The sequence below is a fragment of the Aeromonas sp. DSM 116730 genome (genome assembly GCF_046581335.1).
Taxonomy (GTDB): domain Bacteria; phylum Pseudomonadota; class Gammaproteobacteria; order Enterobacterales; family Aeromonadaceae; genus Aeromonas; species Aeromonas rivipollensis.
Genome location: NZ_CP144265.1, coordinates 1327182 through 1346354, shown reverse-complemented (window position 1 = coordinate 1346354; position 19173 = coordinate 1327182). Strand labels below are relative to the sequence as shown.

The 19173-nt window shown below is 60.3% G+C and carries 17 protein-coding genes and 2 tRNA genes; 8 read left to right on the top strand and 11 right to left on the bottom strand.

Features of this window, described 5'->3' with window-relative positions; all coding sequences use genetic code 11:
* The gene (locus tag Aeroheme_RS06325; RefSeq protein WP_411166894.1) at positions 1-1104 is read left to right on the top strand and encodes a hypothetical protein; all 1104 of its coding nucleotides are present in this window, start codon (positions 1-3) and stop codon (positions 1102-1104) included.
* 524 nt (positions 1105-1628) lie between these two features.
* Here the strand turns inward: Aeroheme_RS06325 and Aeroheme_RS06320 are convergent.
* From Aeroheme_RS06320 to Aeroheme_RS06300, 5 genes are all read right to left on the bottom strand, one after another.
* Positions 1629-2030, bottom strand: coding sequence for a YybH family protein (locus Aeroheme_RS06320; RefSeq protein WP_411166893.1), 402 nt, complete (start codon positions 2028-2030; stop codon positions 1629-1631).
* Positions 2031-2147: 117 nt separating this feature from the next.
* Positions 2148-3422: a threonine synthase gene (gene thrC / locus Aeroheme_RS06315; protein ID WP_411166892.1), complete on the bottom strand. Its 1275-nt coding sequence runs from the start codon at positions 3420-3422 to the stop codon at positions 2148-2150.
* Positions 3419-4387: a homoserine kinase gene (thrB, locus tag Aeroheme_RS06310; RefSeq protein ID WP_111910064.1), complete on the bottom strand. Its 969-nt coding sequence runs from the start codon at positions 4385-4387 to the stop codon at positions 3419-3421. Before thrB ends, thrC begins: the two co-directional genes overlap by 4 nt.
* Before the next feature lie 40 nt (positions 4388-4427).
* Complete coding sequence (gene thrA, locus Aeroheme_RS06305) at positions 4428-6887, bottom strand: bifunctional aspartate kinase/homoserine dehydrogenase I (RefSeq protein WP_234675918.1); 2460 nt, start codon at positions 6885-6887, stop codon at positions 4428-4430.
* Between the two features lie 263 nt (positions 6888-7150).
* Positions 7151-7840 (bottom strand): tRNA/rRNA methyltransferase, encoded by a 690-nt coding sequence (locus tag Aeroheme_RS06300; protein WP_290072061.1) that lies wholly within the window; start codon positions 7838-7840, stop codon positions 7151-7153.
* A 194-nt stretch (positions 7841-8034) separates the two neighbouring features.
* On the opposite strand from Aeroheme_RS06300, the gene aceK reads away from it, so the two are divergent.
* Positions 8035-9762, top strand: a complete 1728-nt coding sequence (gene aceK, locus Aeroheme_RS06295; RefSeq protein ID WP_111910042.1) for a bifunctional isocitrate dehydrogenase kinase/phosphatase — start codon at positions 8035-8037, stop codon at positions 9760-9762.
* 83 nt (positions 9763-9845) lie between these two features.
* Here the strand turns inward: aceK and Aeroheme_RS06290 are convergent, their stop codons facing one another.
* Complete coding sequence (locus Aeroheme_RS06290; RefSeq protein ID WP_111910041.1) at positions 9846-10235, bottom strand: META domain-containing protein; 390 nt, start codon at positions 10233-10235, stop codon at positions 9846-9848.
* Between the two features lie 167 nt (positions 10236-10402).
* On the opposite strand from Aeroheme_RS06290, the gene Aeroheme_RS06285 reads away from it, so the two are divergent.
* Positions 10403-10879 carry a hypothetical protein gene (locus tag Aeroheme_RS06285; protein ID WP_106886207.1) on the top strand — a complete coding sequence of 159 codons (477 nt, stop codon included), beginning with the start codon at positions 10403-10405 and terminating at the stop codon, positions 10877-10879.
* A gap of 4 nt (positions 10880-10883) precedes the next feature.
* Here the strand turns inward: Aeroheme_RS06285 and Aeroheme_RS06280 are convergent, their stop codons facing one another.
* Both Aeroheme_RS06280 and Aeroheme_RS06275 read right to left on the bottom strand, forming a co-directional pair.
* Positions 10884-11363 (bottom strand): putative 4-hydroxy-4-methyl-2-oxoglutarate aldolase, encoded by a 480-nt coding sequence (locus tag Aeroheme_RS06280; RefSeq protein ID WP_025327745.1) that lies wholly within the window; start codon positions 11361-11363, stop codon positions 10884-10886.
* 115 nt (positions 11364-11478) lie between these two features.
* Positions 11479-11877, bottom strand: coding sequence for a DUF3293 domain-containing protein (locus Aeroheme_RS06275; RefSeq protein WP_411166891.1), 399 nt, complete (start codon positions 11875-11877; stop codon positions 11479-11481).
* A gap of 385 nt (positions 11878-12262) precedes the next feature.
* On the opposite strand from Aeroheme_RS06275, the gene arcA reads away from it, so the two are divergent.
* Positions 12263-12982 carry a two-component system response regulator ArcA gene (arcA, locus tag Aeroheme_RS06270; RefSeq protein WP_010673581.1) on the top strand — a complete coding sequence of 240 codons (720 nt, stop codon included), beginning with the start codon at positions 12263-12265 and terminating at the stop codon, positions 12980-12982.
* Positions 12983-13102: 120 nt separating this feature from the next.
* Here the strand turns inward: arcA and Aeroheme_RS06265 are convergent.
* Positions 13103-13177: transfer RNA gene (locus Aeroheme_RS06265), tRNA-Gly, on the bottom strand.
* A gap of 104 nt (positions 13178-13281) precedes the next feature.
* Positions 13282-13355, bottom strand: a tRNA-Gly gene (locus Aeroheme_RS06260).
* Positions 13356-13556: 201 nt separating this feature from the next.
* On the opposite strand from Aeroheme_RS06260, the gene cydD reads away from it, so the two are divergent.
* The 4 genes from cydD (at position 13557) to Aeroheme_RS06240 (ending at position 17988) form a co-directional block, all read left to right on the top strand.
* Positions 13557-15326, top strand: a complete 1770-nt coding sequence (cydD, locus tag Aeroheme_RS06255) for a heme ABC transporter permease/ATP-binding protein CydD (protein WP_168234620.1) — start codon at positions 13557-13559, stop codon at positions 15324-15326.
* Positions 15319-17064 carry a heme ABC transporter ATP-binding protein/permease CydC gene (gene cydC, locus Aeroheme_RS06250; RefSeq protein ID WP_411166890.1) on the top strand — a complete coding sequence of 582 codons (1746 nt, stop codon included), beginning with the start codon at positions 15319-15321 and terminating at the stop codon, positions 17062-17064. The genes cydD and cydC overlap by 8 nt, the downstream gene beginning before the upstream one ends.
* Positions 17065-17220: 156 nt before the next feature.
* Entirely contained in the window at positions 17221-17592 is a 372-nt protein-coding gene (gene rcsF / locus Aeroheme_RS06245) for an Rcs stress response system protein RcsF (RefSeq protein WP_005325859.1), read from the top strand.
* Positions 17593-17601: 9 nt separating this feature from the next.
* Positions 17602-17988 (top strand): DUF488 domain-containing protein, encoded by a 387-nt coding sequence (locus Aeroheme_RS06240; protein ID WP_408847051.1) that lies wholly within the window; start codon positions 17602-17604, stop codon positions 17986-17988.
* Between the two features lie 71 nt (positions 17989-18059).
* Here the strand turns inward: Aeroheme_RS06240 and Aeroheme_RS06235 are convergent, their stop codons facing one another.
* Positions 18060-19052 carry an NAD-dependent epimerase/dehydratase family protein gene (locus tag Aeroheme_RS06235; RefSeq protein WP_411166889.1) on the bottom strand — a complete coding sequence of 331 codons (993 nt, stop codon included), beginning with the start codon at positions 19050-19052 and terminating at the stop codon, positions 18060-18062.
* Positions 19053-19173 lie beyond the last annotated feature (121 nt).

Genomic DNA, 19173 nt, shown 5'->3' with positions numbered 1-19173 from the left:
ATGTTTATTAAGCTAACAAATATAATCTCCAGTGATATAGCTACAAATGTTAACAAGCAAATATCGCTAAGTAATCTTTTACGCTCTCATTATTCTGGGTTCAATATCACAAACATTGACATTGATGATCTGAATTACATAATAAAATTAAATTCCTTAAGTAAAGCAGATATATTTACAGCATGTGATATCAAAGACACCAGAAGGGAATATGGTAGAATAAAAAAAGAAACAACACATTATATAATAGTTGACTTCGCCTTAGATAATAATATTGAAAAAAATGAAACAGATGGTAACCAAGTATTTTTATACTGTAGTCATCATAAATTCCACGATTTCGACAAAGCAATCGCTTGCTCTTTGGTTTCAGAGTGTGAGACTGACATAGAATTATATAAAATAATTGGAAAATATTATTCATCAGCAAAAATAAATTCATCTATACCACTAAATTTCAAGATAGAAGATGGGCGAGGAAGTGGAACAAAACCAATTTTTGATCGACTTAAAAATCATGGGTGCATGTGCTTATGTTTAATTGATAGTGATAAGAAACACCCAAATGGTCCCTTGGGAGGTACAGCGAAAGCATTTACTACACATGATTTGATTTTTCACGGTTCAACCTTGACAAAAATCATTGAGTCTCATGAGGCAGAATCATTACTACCATACAAGGCCATTAGTTCAGCCATGTATGCTTATTCATATTCGGCCTCTAAATTTGATGCTCTAGATCTCATGTCAACACATTCTAAAAGAAAACCAGAAATAAAGGATTTCATAGACCATAAGAAAGGAATATGTGCAGAAAAATATACTGCCTTAGATAAGGTCTATGGAAAATTCTGGACTGAATTGCCAGAAATAATAAAATATGCACAAAAAAAACCACATGGCAAAGAATGCGATGCAGACTGTATTGTTATTGAGGGATTGGGTGATAATATCCTTGCTCATACACTTCAAGAACTTCAACGGATGACACCATTTAAAGTAAAGGAGTCTCTTGAACCAATATTAATTCCCATTTGGGATGACTTAGGAAAGTTAATTTTTAGCTGGGGTTGCGCACCACACAAAGTACAAACGCGAGCATGAATCCTTATAGTTTCATCTCTAAGCCAAGTATATTTTAATACTGTGACAAAAATTATTTACGTGTCTAAATGAACAACCAAAAACAATTTCATGATAGCTCATATCTAGAACACTTGTTTATATAGATTTATTCAACGAAAACTCCTTTAAAGTGGGTTCTGACCCAGCGAGCCGCACAAGCCCCCCCTAAAAAATAGGAGAATCACGCAAAGTTAAACATTTATGTTTCCAATAATTTAAAGGTTAAGCCAATATAATTTCGAGAAGCTAATTATTATTGTTTCTACCTCATCCTCTAGCTTCCTTGAATAAAAAGAGGGAGGCATAATGCCTTCCTTTTTTTCCAGTCCTTGTGCCACCTAGCTTGAGACTAATATTCTCTTAACTTAACGGAATTACTCGACCGGAAGATTTTTTATTTCCAAAAAACACTCATTTCACCAAAAACTCCCGCCCCCTTGTAAATTCCGCAGACAGATTGTGGGAGGGCAGCGTGTTTGGCGAGCGGGATGGGCGGTGCATCGTCATACGGCCGCATCCAGCAATGACGTCCCATAAGAGTTATCTATGGTGCAGCGCCACTGGCCATCCGCTTCTTTACGAAACACATAGGTGGCGCGGCGAGTCTCGTCCACCAGGCTACCTTGCCCGTCTGGGTAGCGCAGCCGGGTCTCCATGATCACCAGGGCGTTGTCGGCCCCCTCTATCACCTCCATGGCCCCTTGGGTCACCTCAAGCTGGCCCTGAAAGTAATCGGAGATGGCGGTGAAGGCGCGGCGGATGGCGGGGATGCCGCGCACCACCATGCCGGGTTTGACCACCAGGGCGGCGTCCTCGGCGTAGAAGGCCATCAGGGCGTCGAAGTCGCGCCGGGAGATGGCGGCGTCACAGGTCTCGATCAATGTGCGAAGGGGATGCTGGCTCATACCGTGATCCTTGTTTCAGGGTGATCATCCAGGGCTGGATTCCCCGCCCTATGCCGGAAATAAAAAATCCCCCGCTCTTTGCAAAAAGGCGGGGGATTATCATTTTTTCATCAGTGCTTAACCGAGCAGGAAGGCCTTGAGGCGGCCAAAGTCTGCGGGCAGGTTGTGGGAGAGCAGCGGCAGGGCGGCGTGCTTGGCAAGCGGGCCGGGCAGCGGCACATCCAGATCCAGGATCTCGTCCACCGACTCCTTGAACTTGGCGGGATGGGCGGTGCAGAGGAAGACCCCCACCTCGTCCTCGGCGAGCTGCTCGTTCAGCAGATCCCAGGCGATGGCGCCGTGGGGCTCGCACAGGTAATCGAGCTGGTGCAGGCGTTTAAGAGCATCGCGGGTTTCGGCATCGCTGCGCATGCCAGAGCCCAAGGTCTCCAGCGCCCAGCCTTCCCGGCGGCACAGCTCTTCCACTCGCGGCCAGTTGTTGGGGCGGCTCACGTCCATGGCGTTGGACAGGGTCGCGACCGTCTGGTGCGGCTCCCAGCTGCCGGTTTTCAAGTAGCGCGGCACTGTGTCGTTGGCGTTGGTGGCGGCGATAAAGCGCTTCACCGGCAGCCCCAGCGCCTTGGCGATGAGACCCGCGGTGAGGTTGCCGAAGTTGCCGGACGGCACGCTGATGACTGCCTTGGCACGGTCGGCCTTGGGTAGCTGGGCCACCGCCTCGAAGTAGTAGCAAACTTGCGCCAGCAGGCGGCTGATGTTGATGGAGTTGGCGGAGTTCAGGCCAATCGCCTGTTTCAACGCCTCGTCGTCGAAGGCATCTTTGACCAGCGCCTGGCAGGCATCGAAGTCGCCGTCGATGGCGATAGTGCGGATGTTGCCGCCCAAGGTGCAGAAGAGCGCCTCCTGCAAGGGGCTGATCTTGCCCTTGGGATAGAGAATGACCACCTCAATCCCCTCCAGGCCATAGAAGGCGTGGGCCACGGCGGCGCCGGTGTCGCCGGAGGTGGCGGTGAGTATGGTGATCTTGTCGTTGGTCCTGAAAGTCGCCAGACACTGGGCCATAAAGCGGCCACCGAAGTCCTTGAACGCCAGGGTCGGGCCGTGGAACAGCTCGAGGGCATAAGTGCCGTCTTTGAGCTTCACCAGGGGCGCCGGGAAGGTGAAGGCGGCGTCGATCAGCTCGCTGACCTTAGGCAAGGGCACTTCGTCCCCCAGCAGGTGGCTGATGATGCGAGCCGAGCGCTCGGCCAGCGGCAAGTCCAGCAGGGCATCCACATCGGCCAGGGGCGCGATGGTTTCGGGGAAGAAGAGCCCCTGCTCGCGGCCCAGACCCTGACGCACCGCCTGGGCGAAGCTCACCTGTTCACTCTTGTCCTTGATATTGTAAAGATTCATAGCTCGCTTCCTGTTACCCGTGCCCCGGCCATGTCCAGTTTGCAGACCCGGGCAAATCCATCTTCGTTCTGCACGAAATGTGCATCCATCCAATCCTTCATCCGCTCGGCCTGGGCCAGATCCTTCATCACCACGAAGACGCTGGGGCCCGAGCCCGAGATGCCGGTGGCCAGGGCCCCGTTCTGAGCCGCCTGGGCTCGCACCTCGTTGAAACCTTCGATGAGCGCCGCGCGGTAGGGTTCGGCAATCACGTCTTTGAGCACGCTCGCCGCCAACCCCTCCTGCCCTGTGTAGCTGGCGTGCACGAAGGCCGCCAGGCGACGGCCATAGGTGAGGCAGTCCTGGCGGCGATACTGGGCCGGCAGTATGGCGCGGGCGGCGGCGGTGGAGACCACGGTGCCCGGGTAGCAGACCACCCAGTACCACTGCTCAAACACCGGAATGCCCTGGCTGATGACGCCGTGCTCTTCCAGCACCAGCTGCATACCGCCGAGATAGCAGGGGGCCACGTTGTCGTAGTGAACCGAGCCGGAAATCTTGCCTTCCATCTCCCCCATCAGCAGCAGCATATCGTGCTCATCAAGCGGCTCACCGTGGAAGGCGTTGAGCCCTTCCAGTGCTGCCACCACGCTGCAGGCGCTCGATCCCAGACCGGATCCCACCGGCAGGTTCTTCTCCAGCACCATCGCCAGCGGCTTGAGGGTCAGGCCGCGCTTCTCCAGCGCCTCCCCATAGGCAAGCCAGCAGTCATAGAGGATGTTCTTCTTGGGATCGTCCGGCAGCTTGTGGGCGTAGCGGCCCACGGAGGAGAGGGCGAACGCCACATCGGCAGCCTTTACCTGAACGCGATCCCCCAGCAGGGAGCCATCCACGGGGGCGAGCGCCGCCCCCAGGACATCAAAGCCCACGCTCAGGTTGGCGCTGGAGGCCGGAGCATAGGCGACCACGCTGCCGCCCTGCACCATGGCATCTTGTTCAAAATCGGGGTTCATCGCTGAACTCATGTTACAGCTCCTGCTTCCAGTTCTGGGTGCGCAGCACGTCGGCGAAGACGCCGGCGGCGGTCACTTCGGTCCCTGCGCCATAGCCGCGCAGCACCAGGGGGATGGGCTGGTAATAGGTGGAGAAGAAGGCGAGCGCGTTCTCTCCGTCTTTCACCTTGAACAGGGGCTCGTCGGCACCGACCGCCTTGATGGCGACCTTGCACTTGCCTCCTTCGATGGAGCCCACGTAGCGCAGCACCTTGCCCTCGCTCTGAGCCAGGGCGAACTGATCGCGGAACCAGCCATCGGCCTCGGGCAGACGAGCCATAAAGGACTCCACATCGCCGCTCACATCAAAGCCAGGTGGCAGCGCCTGCTCCACTTCCACATCGGAAAGCTCCAGCGCCATGCCGGCCTCACGGGCCAGGATCAAGAGCTTGCGAGCCACGTCCATGCCGTTGAGATCGTCGCGAGGATCCGGCTCGGTGAAGCCGTTGCCACGGGCAATCTTGGTGGCGTCGGAGAAAGCCATCCCCTCGTCCAGCTTGCCGAAGATGAAGGAGAGCGACCCGGACAGGACGCCGTCGAAGGCGCGCAGCTTGTCACCGGCCTTGATGAGGTTCTGCAGGTTCTCGATGACCGGCAGGCCCGCGCCCACGTTGGTCTCATAGAGGAACTTGCGGCGGGTCTGGCGGGCGGTGCGGCGCAGCGCCTTGTAGTAATCCAGCGACCCTGTGTTGGCCTTCTTGTTCGGGGTGACCACGTGGAAACCGGCGGCCAGGAAGTCCGCATACTGGACGGCGACGGCCTCGCTCGAGGTGCAATCGACGATCACCGGGTTGATGAGGTGGCTCTCTTCCACCAGCTTCTTCACCGCTTCCAGGCTGAAGCTGTCACGGGCTTCCACCAGCTGCTCACGCCAATTGGCGAGGCTCAGCCCATCCTTGTTGACCGCCATCTGGCGGCTGTTGGCGATGCCGACCACCCGCAGGCCAGTGCCCTGCTCGGCCAAGACCGGCTGCTGGCGGGCAATCTGATCCACCAGGGCCGCGCCGACGCCGCCCACACCGACCACGAAGAGATCGATGAACTGCTGGCTGCCGAAGAAGTTCTGGTGGCACGCCTTGATGGCTTCCGCCACCTTGCGATCCCGCACCACGGCAGAGATGGAGCGCTCGCTCGAGCCCTGGGCGATGGCGACTATGTTGATGGAGGCCTGGGCCAGGGAGGTGAAGAAGCGCGCAGCCATCCCCTTGCTGGTGCGCATGCCGTCACCGATGAGAGAGATGATGGCGAGATCTGTCATGATCTCGAGCGGGTCCAGCAGCTGGTTCTTGAATTCCAGCTCGAACTCGCGCTCCAGCACCTTGCGGGTCTTGTCGCTGTCATAGCTGTGGATACAGAAGCTGACGCTGTACTCGGAGGATGACTGGGTGATCAGCACTATGCTGACCCCGGCGCGGGAGACGGCGGAGAAGATGCGGCCCGCCATGCCCACCATGCCCTTCATGCCGGGGCCGGAGACGTTGAACATGCACATGCCGGAGAGATCCGAGATGGCCTTCACTTTCAGGTCATCATCCCCCTGATCGACCCCGATCAGGGTGCCCGGCCCTTGCGGGTTGAAGCTGTTCTTGATGAGGCAGGGAATGTGGAACTGGGCCACGGGGGCTATGGTTTTCGGGTGCAGCACCTTGGCGCCGAAGTAGGAGAGCTCCATCGCCTCTTTATAGGAGAGGGTTTTGAGCAGATAGGCATCCGGCACCAGGCGCGGGTCGCAGTTGTAGCAACCTTCCACGTCTGTCCAGATCTCGCAGCACTCTGCATCGACGCATGCGGCCAAGACGGCGGCGGAGTAATCAGAGCCGTTACGGCCCAGCAGCACAGTTTCGCCCTTGTCGCTGCCACCGGTGAAGCCCGGCATCAGGTAGAGACAATCGGTGCGCAAGCCTTTGGCGGCAAAGCGCAGGCGGGAGGCCTCGATGTCCACATGGGCTTCGAGATAACCGCCGTCGGTCACCAGCAACTGCTCCGGCACTATGAGATCCAGTTCGAGGCCGCGCACCCGCAGCAGCTCGTGCATGAAGGCGATGGAGAGGTTCTCCCCCCGGCTCAGGATGCGGGCCTGGACGTTGTCCGGGCAGAGGCCCAGCAGGCGGATGCCCTGCATCAGGCGCTCGACCTGATCCAGCTCATTGGTGAGACGAGACTGCAGCGCCTTGTCATCCAGCGCCGGGTAGGCCGCCTTCAGGCCCGCCAGCAGACGGGAGAAGATGCCGTTGATCTCGAACAGGGTGGCGCTGGCATCCATGCCGCGACTGGTCTGCTCCACCAGGGCGACCAGGTGGTTGGTCACCTTGGCCGGTGCCGACAGCACCAGGGCAACCTGGGATTGGCCGTGGGTGTTCACCGCAATATCGGCGACCCGTAAGAAACGCTCTGCGTCGGCCAGTGACGACCCGCCAAATTTCAACACTCTCATCGCTTTCTCTCCCTGTAAATCTATGAAATTCAATCTAAAAACCAATCCAACAAAAAGGCCCGTACTGGGTGGGTACGGGCCTTTTAAGATTTCTGTGCTTGTTCGTCAGCGCATCAACCGGCCCCAGTGCCACCTGTGGTGGTACCGGTAATAATGGTGGTGGTGGTGATGTTGGTGAATAGCTGCATGACGAACACTCTTGAACGAAACTGGTTGTTAGCAATACCTTGCCGGACCTTGGGCTGTCAACCTAAACCTCTTTGCTACTCACGCCCAAATCGGCGCGCAAGGTCTTTGCAGAGCAGATGCAGCATATTCAGATCCCGCTGCGGCAGCATGGGCACTCGGTCCATTACCCATTGATGCAGTTTTTCATCCTGAGAAACTCCGAGTTCACCAAGTAATTCTGCTGTTTTTGATTTGAGTACGCGAACCTGCCCGGCACCATCAAAATTTTCTGCTACCACCTGGGGCTCGTCCAGCAGGGGACTCATCTCGTAGGCATACAGCATGATCGCCTGCCCCAGATTCAAAGAGGGATAACTCACCTTGAGGGGCAGGTAGCTGATGAGATCCACCTGGGCAAGCTGCTCGTTGGAGAGACCCGACTCCTCGCAGCCAAACACGATGGCCACCTTCCCAAGGGAAGGCTTGGCGCGGATCTGATCGCGGATCTCGGCCGGGGTGAGGTAGTGCTGATAGCGGCCGCGCTGGCGGGCCGTGGTGGCGACCACCAGATCCATGTCGGCCAGGGCCGCTTCCAGGGTGTCGAAGGCTTCAGCCTCGGCCAGGATCTCCTGGGCGCCATGGGCGACCCAGCTCGCCTCCTCCTCTTCGTGTACCCGGCTCCCCACCAGTCGCATGGCATCGAAGCCCATGGTTTTCATGGCGCGGGCGGCCGCACCCACGTTCGCCGCGCGAGCGGGGGCCACCAGTACAAAATAGAGTTTCATCGGGTTTCTCCTGAACAGGGCCGACGCCGCGAACTGCAGCAAACCGCCGGCAAAACAGGGGCGCAATCTACCGTTTATCCCCGAACATTGCCACTTGAACAGATGTTTGGATGTTGCCATAGTGGCCGGACGAGTGGGCCCCCGACCTACCGGCACAGACGCCATGGGCCCGATACATCACAAGGAAGAGAGAGATGCAGCAGCCATTGGAACAGGCGGTCGCCGAGACGATCTTGCAGCGTTTCGAATCGTTTTACAGCCGCTTTCTCGAGATAACCCAGGGCAGCAAGAGCCGCTTCGAGAACAGCGACTGGTTGGGGGTGCAGCTCGCCGGGCGCGAGCGCATTCGCCTCTATGATCATCACGTCGGCGCCACCACGGCCCTCATCAAGCAGATGATGGGGGAGCAGTTGCCGACCCAGGCCCTGCTCAAGCAGGTGAAGGGAGCCTTCAGCGATCTGCTGCCCCGCTGTGAGAACTTCGAGGTGGCGGAGTCCTTCTTCAACTCCGTCTATCGCCGGATCTTCCGCCATCGCAACATCCGCGACGAGAACCTCTACATCCACCCCTTTCGCAGCCGGGGGGAGCACCCGGATCTGAGCGCCTTGCTGCGAGTCTATCGCACCGACCTCGCCCACCTGCCCCAGACCCTGAGCCAGCTGCTCGGGGATTACAGCTTCACCCTGCCCTTTGAGGACAAGCAGCGGGACATCATCGACATTCACCGCCATCTGGCAGAGAGCGGCCCGGCCATATTGCACGAGGAGCCGTTCGCCATCGAGCTGCTCAAGGAGGTGTTCTACCGCAACAAGGGGGCCTACCTGGTGGGGCTCATTCGGGTGAAAGGCGAGGTGCATCCCTTCATCCTGCCCCTGCTCAGCACGGGCCAGAGCATCTATGTGGACACCGTCATCTTCGAGCCGGAGCTGGCCTCCATCGTATTCGGCTTCGCCCGCGCCTACTTCATGGTCTATGCCCCTGTGCCGGCCCTGTTCGTGCTCTTCCTGCGCCAGATCATGCCCCGCAAGCCGGACTACGAGATCTACAACGCCATCGGCTGCCAGAAGCACGGCAAGACGGAGCTCTATCGCCACTACCAGCAGCACCTGGCCCAGAGCCGGGAGCAGTTCGTCATCGCCCCCGGCATCAAGGGGATGGTGATGAGCGTGTTCACCCTCCCCTCCTACGATGTGGTGTTCAAGGTGATCAAAGACGAGTTCACCCCGCCCAAGGATGTGAGCCACGAACAGGTGAAGGCGAAATACCGGCTGGTGAAACAGCACGACAGGGTGGGCCGCATGGCCGACACCCAGGAGTTCACCAACTTCGAGTTTCCCCTGGACCGCATCTCCCCCGAGCTCCTGGCCGAGCTCAAGTCGGTGGCGCCGTCGGCACTCACCATCACAGCCGACAAGCTGGTGATCAAGCACCTCTACACAGAGCGCAAGATGATCCCGCTGAACCTCTATCTGGATCAGGCGGACGAGCAGCAGACCAGGCTCGCCCTGGAGGAGTACGGCAACGCCATCCGCCAACTGGCGGCGGCCAACATATTCCCGGGTGACATGCTGTTCAAGAACTTCGGCGTGACCCGCCACGGCCGGGTGGTCTTCTACGACTACGACGAGATCTGCTACATGACGGAGTGCAACTTTCGCCAGATCCCGCCGCCGCGCTACCCGGAGGACGAGTGGAGCGCCGAGCCCTGGTATTCGGTGGCCCCGAACGACATCTTCCCCGAGGAGTTCGCCACCTTCCTGCTGCAAAAGCCCCAGGTGCGGGAGATCATGATGCAGGTACACAAGGAGCTGTTCGATGCCAACTACTGGAAGATGCTGCAGGGCAACATCAAGGAGGGGGTGTTCGAGGATGTCTATCCCTACAGGCGCAAGAAGCGCTTTCGTTTTCAACGGGGGGGATGAGCCCGGTTGAAGCAGCAAAAAGGGACGCCGTGGCGTCCCTTTTTCTGGCGTCAGGCTGCGACAGCCCCTGACGACAAGCCCGCTTATTTCACCGCATCGAAGGTCAGCAGCGTGGCCTTGCCCGCATCCTTCAGCACCAGCTGTTTACCGCTTATCTGGAAGCTCGCCACCTTCTCCAGCGTCTGCAGGTAGTTCATCTCCTTGCCGGCCAGATCCCCTGCGCACATCATGCGCGTCGAGCCCATGGCGCCCAGCGTCAATACGCCGTCGCCCTGCTGGGTGATGCCGCCAAAGTAGCGGTTGCAGCCGCCCTTGCCCGCCACCTTGTCACCGGCGACCTGCAGGGTGAAGGTATCACCGCTCGCCCCTTGCAACTGCCAGGTGGATGCTTGCAGCTCTGCCAGGGTGGAACCCGTTGCCATGGCGCAGCCTCCCAGGGCCAGCGCGGCCAGCAGGGTCAGTTTCTTGTTCATGAGTTCACCTCGTGATGGAGAAAGTCGTGAAGACACAGAGTGAGGGGGCTTGTTTAGCACGACTCTGGCGTCGATTAAAACTCTTTTATTGTGATCGGGGTTCCCTTTACTCCCTGCTGGCATGTGCCATGCTTGTAGTCCTGTTCGGACCCAGGGAGGGGAAACGAATGGTCAAGTCTCTCGTCATCGCACTCGCATCAAGCCTCGCCTTTTCGGCCCAGGCTGCCGACTGGAGTTTTCTCCAGACCGAATCAGACAGCCAGCTCTACGTGAAAAGCTATTCCGGCGTATTGCTCGGCAACCAAACCCATACCGGCGACAATTTCGATATCTGGCTCATCAACACCGGCTACCAGTATCCGGTAGAGGATGACATCAGCCTCTACATGGAGGCCGGGCCCGCAGTGGGGCGCCACAGCGAACAGGCCGGTTTCAATATCAGCTCGGGGGTGCGCTACCGCCTCTCCCCCTCGCTCAACATCGGCAGCCAGCTCAAACAGCTGGAAGTGAGCAAGGCCAGCACCCTGGTGGAGCTCAACAGCAGCCTGCTGGTGACGCCGCAGCTGGCCATCACGGCCAACTACGGCCTCAGTGCCTTCAGCACAGAGCACTTCCTCACCCTGGGGGTAGGTTTCAACTTCTGAGGGATCAGAGGAGCCTGGCGCCACTGACCAGCACGCCATTGAGATCGGCGTAGACATAATCCCCTGGCGCTATGCTGACCCCGGCAAACGACAGCACCACATCCAGCTCCCCTTGTCCGCGTTTCTCGGTCTTGACCGGACAGGCCGCCAGCGCCTTGACCCCCAGCGCCAGCGTCGCCAGGGTACCCAGATCCCGCACGGCACCGTGGATAAGGATCCCTTCCCATCCCTGCTCCACCGCCTTGATGGCCAGTTGGTCCCCCAGCAGCGCCCGGCGCAGGGAGCCGCCCCCATCGATCACCATCACCTTGCCATGACCTGGACGGTTAACCAGTTCGCGCACCAGGCTGTTGTCCTCGAAGCAGGAGAGGGTGACCGCCTGGCCGTAAAACAGCGGCTTGCCGCCATAATCGTGAAACAGCGGCTCTGCCACCTGCAGGGCATCGCCATGTTGATCGCAAAGGTCGGGCAGTAGATCCAGCATTGTCAGCATCCTTCCATGGAGTGAATGAGTCCGCTCATTCTTTCATCATGTGGACAGGCTGACAATCCAGCGAGCCGCCGCTATCCCCGTATGGTGTGACCCGTTCAGCCTCTCATCATGCACAGGATCTGAGAGTCCAGCGGGACGCCAGCTTGCCAAGGTGGCATGGCGCCCCCTTCAGCAGGACGGGCACCAGCCAGAGTTCCCCCTCCTCCACCCAGTAGAGGGCGTTCTGCCCGAAGCGGGCGGCCAGCCGCATGGCTTCGGCCCGAGGGAGATGCAGCAGCAGGGATGCCTCCTGCCAGCGCTCATCCGGATCGCTGCCCCACACGGGCCCCATCACCAGGGCATCGGCAAGCTGGCGTGACAAGGCGCGTTGACGCCGGGCGTTGCGGCGCATCCCCACCCACCGGCTGGCCGGATTCCATGCCGTGACGATGGCATAGGCAGGCCAGGGGGGCGGGGCGAAGGGGGCAATAAAACACACATTTCTGTAGTTTTCCCACAAAGTCATGTCAACCACATGTTGCATCCCATTACATTTCTTAAGGGCGAAAAAGCGGGCCAGCCCAAGTATGATGCAGCGAACCTCGGGATTGACTTATATCAAACCTGAGTTAAAAAGTTGCTATCTGACGGCAAAGAGTGTTGTTATGCGCCTGTTAACTGATAAAATGCAGCAACTTTTGTAATGGACTACCCTTCCAGGCTTCTCTCGATCAGACTTGTTGAGAGCCTATGTGCGGCACAGGGATGTTTGCCAACATAGATACCAAATTCGCGATGATTCGACCTGATATTCATACCCAGGATGACGTAATAAATTTTCAGGACCGGTCGGATAACGCCAAAGAGTGTTAAAATTTCGATAATTAACTGATAAGAATCTGGGAATACTCATGCAAACACCACATATTCTGATCGTCGAAGACGAGCTGGTCACCCGCAACACCCTCAAGAGCATCTTCGAGGCCGAAGGCTACATAGTGCTGGAAGCCAACAATGGCGACGAGATGCATCAAGCCCTGACCAGCCACACCATCAACCTGGTGATCATGGACATCAACCTGCCGGGCAAGAATGGCCTGCTGCTGGCACGCGAGCTGCGTGAAGATGACAACATAGCCCTGATGTTCCTGACCGGCCGTGACAACGAAGTGGACAAGATACTGGGGCTGGAGATTGGCGCCGATGACTACATCACCAAGCCGTTCAACCCCCGCGAGCTGACCATTCGTGCCCGCAACCTGCTGAGCCGCACCATGAACGTGGCCGCCGGTGGCGAAGAGAAGAAGCTGGTGGAGCGTTACCTGTTCAATGGCTGGGCGCTGGACATCAACAGCCGTGCCCTGGTCAGCCCGGCGGGCGACATGTTCAAGCTGCCCCGCTCCGAGTTCCGTGCCATGCTGCACTTCTGCGAGAACCCGGGCCAGATCCAGACCCGTGCCGAGCTGCTCAAGAAGATGACGGGCCGTGAGCTCAAGCCCCACGACCGTACAGTGGATGTCACCATACGCCGCATTCGCAAGCACTTCGAGAGCGTGGGCGACACCCCGGAGATCATCGCCACCATTCATGGCGAAGGTTACCGCTTCTGTGGCGAGCTGGAGCAGGAATAACCCCCTGCCCGGTGAAGCGAGAGGCGCCTGCGGGCGCCTCTTCTGTTTGTGGCGGGCGCCACTGCGCGAGCCCGCCAAAACAAAAAGCCCACTCGGTCGAGTGGGCTTTTGCATGAAAGCTGGAGCGGGCAGCGGGAATCGAACCCGCATCATCAGCTTGGAAGGCTGAGGTAATAGCCATTATACGATGCCCGCAAGGCATCAAGAACGCAGTAGATACAAGGCATGGAATCGGCGTCTGAAGAGACGTGCCAGAAGGAGGCAGCAACGAGACGGGACAGGTACCGGGTATCAGAATGTGGAGCGGGTGATGGGAATCGAACCCACGTATGCAGCTTGGGAAGCTACCGTTCTACCATTGAACTACACCCGCGTCAGTGGCCTCTACTATATGCATTTTGCCGACGAGCGCAATCACCGCCTTCGTGTTTTTTGCCATAAATCAAGCTGTTCGACCAACTATTGAGCATGAAGCTGCTTTTTCAAACAAAGACCTTCACACTCCCGGATCTGCGAGGTTGCCAAGCCGTGGGGGCGACGATAGTCTTGCGCCACTCGACCGAGGAGGGTGGTAATGGACAAGAACAAGCAGAAACATCTCTATGGCTGGTTGCGCAAACAATCGGGCCATGGCCGGCGCTGGATCGGCCTTTCCATTGGTCTCGGCATGGGTCAGGGCATACTGATGGTGATGCAGGCCTGGCTGCTGGCCACCCTGCTCCACGGCTTCATCATAGAGGGCACCACGCCCGAGCAGTCCATTCCCCTCTTTATTACCCTGCTGCTGGTAACCCTGACCAAGGCCGCGCTGGCCTATGGCCGTGAGGTGGCAAGCTTCAAGGCGGGCAGTGCGGTGCGCCAGGCCATCCGCGAGCTGGTGCTCACCCGCCTAGCCCGCCTCGGCCCTGCCTATATCCAGCGCCGCCCCGCCGGCAGCTGGGCCAGCCTGCTGCTCGAGCAGATTGAAGACATGCAGGAGTTCTTCTCCCGCTATCTGCCCCAGATGGCCATAGCCGTCTTCATCCCCCTGGTGATCCTGGTGGCCGTGTTCCCGGTCAACTGGGCCGCCGGCATCATCTTGCTCGGCACAGCGCCCCTCATCCCGCTCTTCATGATCCTGGTGGGCGTCGGCGCCGCCGATGCCAACCGCCGCAACTTCCAGTCCCTGGCGCGGCTCTCCGGCCACTTCCTCGATCGCCTCAAGGGCTTGCGTACCTTGCAGCTCTTCATGCGCACCCAGGCGGAGGGTGAGGCCATTCGCGACGCCTCGGAAGATTTTCGGGAGCGCACCATGGAGGTGCTGCGACTCGCCTTCCTGAGCACGGCCGTGCTGGAGTTCTTCGCCGCCATCGCGGTGGCCCTGGTGGCGGTCTACTTCGGCTTCTCCTACATAGATCACCTCAACTTCGGTAACTATGGCGTCAAGGTGACGCTCTTTACCGGCCTGTTCGTGCTGTTTCTCGCTCCCGAGTTTTACGCGCCGCTGCGGGAACTCGGCGCCCACTACCACGCCAAGGCGCAGGCCATAGGCGCCGCCGAGCAGTTGCTGGAGTTTCTCGAGGCCGAGGTCAGCGAACCGGCCTCAGGGAGTGCCCCCTTCCAGGCAGATGGCCCCATCAGGGTGGAGGCCCGCGCCCTGGAGGTGCTGAGCGCCGAGGGCAAGGTGCTGGTCGGCCCCATCGATTTCACCCTTGAGGCAGGCACGCGCACCGCTCTGGTCGGGATCAGCGGGGCTGGCAAGAGCTCGCTGGTCAACGCCTTGCTCGGCTTTGCCCCCTATCGCGGTTCGCTCTGCGTCAACGGCCAGGAGCTCGCCGAGCTGGACATGAGCCAGTGGCGGCTGCAACTGGGCTGGCTCTCCCAGAACCCCCAGCTGTTCCACGCTTCCCTGAGAGACAACCTGCTGCTGGCCAGGCCCACGGCCAGCGATGCCGAGCTGGAAGCGGCCCTGGTACGGGCCCAGGCCTGGGAATTTGCCAAAGAAAAGGGGTTCGACTATCCGGTCGGGGATCAGGCCGGTGGCCTCTCCGTCGGTCAGGCCCAGCGCCTCGCCCTGGCCCGCACCCTGCTCAAATCCACCCAGTTGATGGTGCTTGATGAACCCACTGCCAGCCTGGATCGCCACTCCGAGCGCGCCATCATGAGCACACTCGAACAGGCAGCAGTGGGCCAGACCCTGCTGATGATCACCCACCGCCTCGATCAGCTCAGCCAGATGGACAACATACTGGTGCTGGAGCGCGGCCAGCTGGTGGAGCAAGGCCACTTCGCACAACTCTGCCAGGCACAGGGGCCCTTCGCCCGTCTGCTGTCCCAACGTTCAGGGGATTCTCTCGATGACTGATCTACTGCCGTTCCTGCGTCTCTACCGCCAGCACTGGCTCAGCCTCTCCCTCGGCCTGCTGCTGGCCCTGGTCACCCTGGTGGCCGGGATGGGGCTGCTCTCTTTATCAGGCTGGTTCCTCTCCGCCGCCGCCGTGGCGGGGCTGGCGGTCGCCAGCCGGGACACCTTCAACTACATGACCCCGGCCGGCGGGGTGCGCTTCTTCTCCATAGTGCGCACCGCCAGCCGCTGGGGTGAGCGAGTGGTGAGCCACGACGCCACCTTCCGGGTGCTCACCCGGTTGCGGGTCTGGTTCTGGCAACGACTCTCCCCCCTCTCCCCCGGCACCCTGGCCGGTTTTCGTCAGGCGGATCTGCTCAACCGTCTGGTGGCCGACATCGACGCCATGGATCACGTCTACCTGCGCCTCGTTACCCCCATAGGAGCGGCCCTGCTCAGCTGCGCCGGGCTGGTGTTCTTCCTCTCCTTCTTTGACAGCCGCCTGGCGCTGACCCTGGGGGCCATACTGCTCTTCGGCATGCTGGCCCTGCCGCTGGTGTTCTATTTCGCCGGTCGGGCCCCAGGTCGTCGACTCATCGCCGAGAAATCCACCATGCGCACCCGCATGGTGGATTACCTGGACGGCCATGCCGAGCTGCAGATGTTCGCCGCCGCCCCCAAGGCGCTGGCCGAGCTGCAACAGGCCGAGCAGGCCCTGATCCAGGCCCAGGCCCGCATGGCCAGGGTGAGCGGCCTCGCCAGCTTCTCGGTGCAGCTGCTCAGCGGCTGGACCCTGACCCTGATGCTGTGGCTCGCCGGTCACGGCGTCGGCGGTGGCCCCCCGGACCCCATCACGGCGCTGATGGTGTTCGCCACCCTGGCCAGCTTCGAGGCGCTGCTGCCCCTGGCGGGTGCCTTCCAGCACCTCTCCACCAGCCTCACCTCGGCCCGTCGTCTCAACGAGATACTGCAAGAGGCCAAGGCGCCAGAGTGGGGAGAGGAGCAAGCGCCCGCGACTCAAGGCGCCTTGCAGATACGGGATCTCCACTTCACCTACCCGGGCCAGGACGGCCCCGTGCTGCGAGGCTGCACCCTGCAACTGAACCCCGGCGAGAAGCTGGCGCTGCTGGGACAGACAGGGTGTGGCAAGTCCACCCTGATGGGCTTGCTGACCCGGGAGTGGACGGCCCAGACCGGCGAGATACTGCTGGATGGCAAGCCGCTGACCCAGTATGGCGAAGGGGCCCTGCGCGCCTCCTGCTCAGTGGTGAGCCAGCGGGTGCATCTGTTTGCCGATACCCTGCGCGGCAACCTCAAGCTGGCCGCCCCCGACGCCAGCGACGAGCGGCTGACCGAAGTCCTCACCCAGGTGGGTCTCACCACCCTGCTGGCAGGCGAGGATGAAGAGGCCGAGAGCGGGCTGGACGCCTGGCTCGGGGATGGCGGCCGTCCCCTCTCCGGCGGGGAGCGCCGCCGCATCGGCATAGCCCGCGCCCTGCTGCACGACGCGCCGCTCTGGCTGCTGGATGAGCCGACCGAAGGCCTCGACAGCCAGACCGAGCGGGAGATCATGGCCCTGCTGCTCAAGCTGGGGGCAGAGCGCTCCCTGCTGCTCATCTCCCACCGCCTGCTGGGGCTGGAGCAGATGGACAGGGTGGCCCTGATGGAAGAGGGCAAGATCCGCCTCTGCGCCCCGCACCAGGCACTGCTGGAAGATGACTACTACCGCAGCCTGCACCAGCGGCTGGCTCCCGCCTGATGAAAGCAAATGAACAAGGGGCACTGATGTGCCCCTTGTCGTGTGGATAGTGCCAAGATCCCCGTCACACCTCGCCTCCCGGGCGAAAAATGGGGCTGGCCGCAGGCAGCGACTGACCCCTATAATGGCCCCCTCACTGTTCAACAAGACCTCGACATGAAACGCCTGATCCTGATGATGCCCCTGATTGCCTCCGGTTGTGCCGACTTCGCCTTCAACAGCAATCTGGACAAGGAAAACTTCGACGAGTATTTCAAGCCGGGCGGCGTCCGGATCTATGAGCAGAACCAGCTCGCCGACCTCAACTACCTCTACCTCGGCACAGTCGAGGGCGAATCCTGCCAGGCCGACGCCAACCAGGCGGTGCCCAATGCCGGTGAGGCCCGCACCCTGGCTCGTCGCCGCGTGGCCGACATGGGCGGCAACGGCGTCAGCTTCGACAAGTGCGCCGAATTCAGCGACGTGCCGGGCTGCCTGAAGCAGGTGATCTGCTACGGCCAGGCGCTGAAAGTTGCCGAAGAGAAGTAAGGTCTCGGCATGGCTCTCGCCATAGTTCGCCTCGGCAGCCCCCGTCTCGAGGGTGAAGGCTTGCGCATCGGCACAGTGCGCCGTCCGCCTCGCGGCGTGCCCAAGAGCGATTTTGCCAGCCAGGATTGGTACGACGTCTGGTTCCCCAACCTGGCCCCCAGTCCCGAAACCATGAAGCTGGGCCAGGCCGCCGAGACCCCGGCCCAGTGGGCCGCCTTCTGCAAGCAGTACAAGGCCGAGATGGCCAGCCCCGCTGCCCGCCACGATCTGGCGCTGCTGGCGGCCCTCTCCCACCATACCCAGCTGTCGGTAGGCTGTTATTGCGAGCAGGAGTCCCGCTGTCATCGCAGCATCTTGAAAGAGCTGCTGGTCGGCTGCGGCGCGCTGCTGCGCTGACGCCAGGGAAAAACGAGAGAGGGCACCCCGGGGTGCCCTCTCTCGTTTGCCTCTGCGCTCCCCCTGCCGACCTATGACGGTGAGAGCTCCCGCACCCGCTGCCGCAACGCCGCCTCCTCGGCCAGGGTCATGCCAGCCAGGGGCGTCTGCTCGTTGGTCACCAGCCACGCCACCAGATCGGCCACCGTCTCCTCCAGCGGCCGGAAGTTCAGGCCATGAACGATGGCGGCCTCGGCACTGATGCTGCCATAGCCGGCAAACTCGGCCTGGGTGTTGGGCAGCAGCGTGGGATAGCTCTGCCAGGGTTCGACCCCGGCCTCGATCAGGGCGGGCCAGGGGGTCCACTCAGGTTGCAGGGGGGAAGCCGGTATCAGGCGGGCCGCCAGACGCTCCACCCAGTCCACCAGCAAGATGCCGGGCTTGACGAGGTTGAAGCAGCCCTCCAGCCGCTGTTCGGCGGCCCGCAGCACGAACTCGGCGCAGTCACGCACGTCCAGGTATTGCAGCCTGTCCTGCCCCTCCCCCGGCAACAGCCAGGATCCTCCTTGTTGCACCCGCTGCACCCACCAGGCCAGGCGGCCGGTCGGGTCGAAGGGGCCGCACAGCACGCCGGGGCGCAGTATGCAGAGCCGCTCCCCCCAGCGGGCCCGATACTCGGCCTCGCACAATACCTTGAGCGGACCATAGTCACTGGCTGACTCGCCGGGGGCCACTTCGTGCAGTGGCGCCGACTCGTCCATCTCGGGCCGGGCGAAGTCACGATAGACGCTGATGGTGGAGATGAAGATGAGCCGCTCGCAGCGCCCGAGCAGGGCCGCCGAGAGGCTGGCCGCCTGCGCTGGGTCATAGCAGCAGGTGTCTATGGCCAGATCCCAGTGCAGTCCCTCCCCCAGCAAGGGATCCAGGTTATGATCCCTGTCCCCTTGCAGCTGGGTCAGCTCGCGCCAGTCAGGGTGCTGACGGTGACCCCGATTGAACAGCGTCACCTCATGACCCCAATCCAGGGCCAGCGAGGTGAGGTGGCGGCCCAAGAACCCGGTGCCGCCGATAATAAGCAGTTTCATCCCTGTCTCTCCTGTGCGCCGCGGTGCCATGACCCGGCCAATCCCTTTCTTCCCCACCCTACGCAAGTTGACGCCAGGGCACAGCCTCGGATGCCACGCTCTGCGACCGGGATCACAGCGG

Bases quoted from the DNA above. Each gene is read 5' to 3' on its own strand.
- cydD (WP_168234620.1), top strand. From the start codon at position 13,557: ATGGACAAGAACAAGCAGAAACATCTCTATGGCTGGTTGCGCAAACAA.
- arcA (WP_010673581.1), top strand. From the start codon at position 12,263: ATGCAAACACCACATATTCTGATCGTCGAAGACGAGCTGGTCACCCGC.
- Aeroheme_RS06280 (WP_025327745.1), bottom strand. From the start codon at position 11,363: ATGCTGGATCTACTGCCCGACCTTTGCGATCAACATGGCGATGCCCTG.
- rcsF (WP_005325859.1), top strand. From the start codon at position 17,221: ATGAAACGCCTGATCCTGATGATGCCCCTGATTGCCTCCGGTTGTGCC.
- aceK (WP_111910042.1), top strand. From the start codon at position 8,035: ATGCAGCAGCCATTGGAACAGGCGGTCGCCGAGACGATCTTGCAGCGT.
- thrB (WP_111910064.1), bottom strand. From the start codon at position 4,387: ATGGTGCAGGGCGGCAGCGTGGTCGCCTATGCTCCGGCCTCCAGCGCC.
- cydC (WP_411166890.1), top strand. From the start codon at position 15,319: ATGACTGATCTACTGCCGTTCCTGCGTCTCTACCGCCAGCACTGGCTC.
- Aeroheme_RS06325 (WP_411166894.1), top strand. From the start codon at position 1: ATGTTTATTAAGCTAACAAATATAATCTCCAGTGATATAGCTACAAAT.
- Aeroheme_RS06275 (WP_411166891.1), bottom strand. From the start codon at position 11,877: ATGACTTTGTGGGAAAACTACAGAAATGTGTGTTTTATTGCCCCCTTC.
- Aeroheme_RS06240 (WP_408847051.1), top strand. From the start codon at position 17,602: ATGGCTCTCGCCATAGTTCGCCTCGGCAGCCCCCGTCTCGAGGGTGAA.
- Aeroheme_RS06290 (WP_111910041.1), bottom strand. From the start codon at position 10,235: ATGAACAAGAAACTGACCCTGCTGGCCGCGCTGGCCCTGGGAGGCTGC.
- Aeroheme_RS06285 (WP_106886207.1), top strand. From the start codon at position 10,403: ATGGTCAAGTCTCTCGTCATCGCACTCGCATCAAGCCTCGCCTTTTCG.
- Aeroheme_RS06300 (WP_290072061.1), bottom strand. From the start codon at position 7,840: ATGAAACTCTATTTTGTACTGGTGGCCCCCGCTCGCGCGGCGAACGTG.
- Aeroheme_RS06235 (WP_411166889.1), bottom strand. From the start codon at position 19,052: ATGAAACTGCTTATTATCGGCGGCACCGGGTTCTTGGGCCGCCACCTC.
- Aeroheme_RS06320 (WP_411166893.1), bottom strand. From the start codon at position 2,030: ATGAGCCAGCATCCCCTTCGCACATTGATCGAGACCTGTGACGCCGCC.
- thrA (WP_234675918.1), bottom strand. From the start codon at position 6,887: ATGAGAGTGTTGAAATTTGGCGGGTCGTCACTGGCCGACGCAGAGCGT.
- thrC (WP_411166892.1), bottom strand. From the start codon at position 3,422: ATGAATCTTTACAATATCAAGGACAAGAGTGAACAGGTGAGCTTCGCC.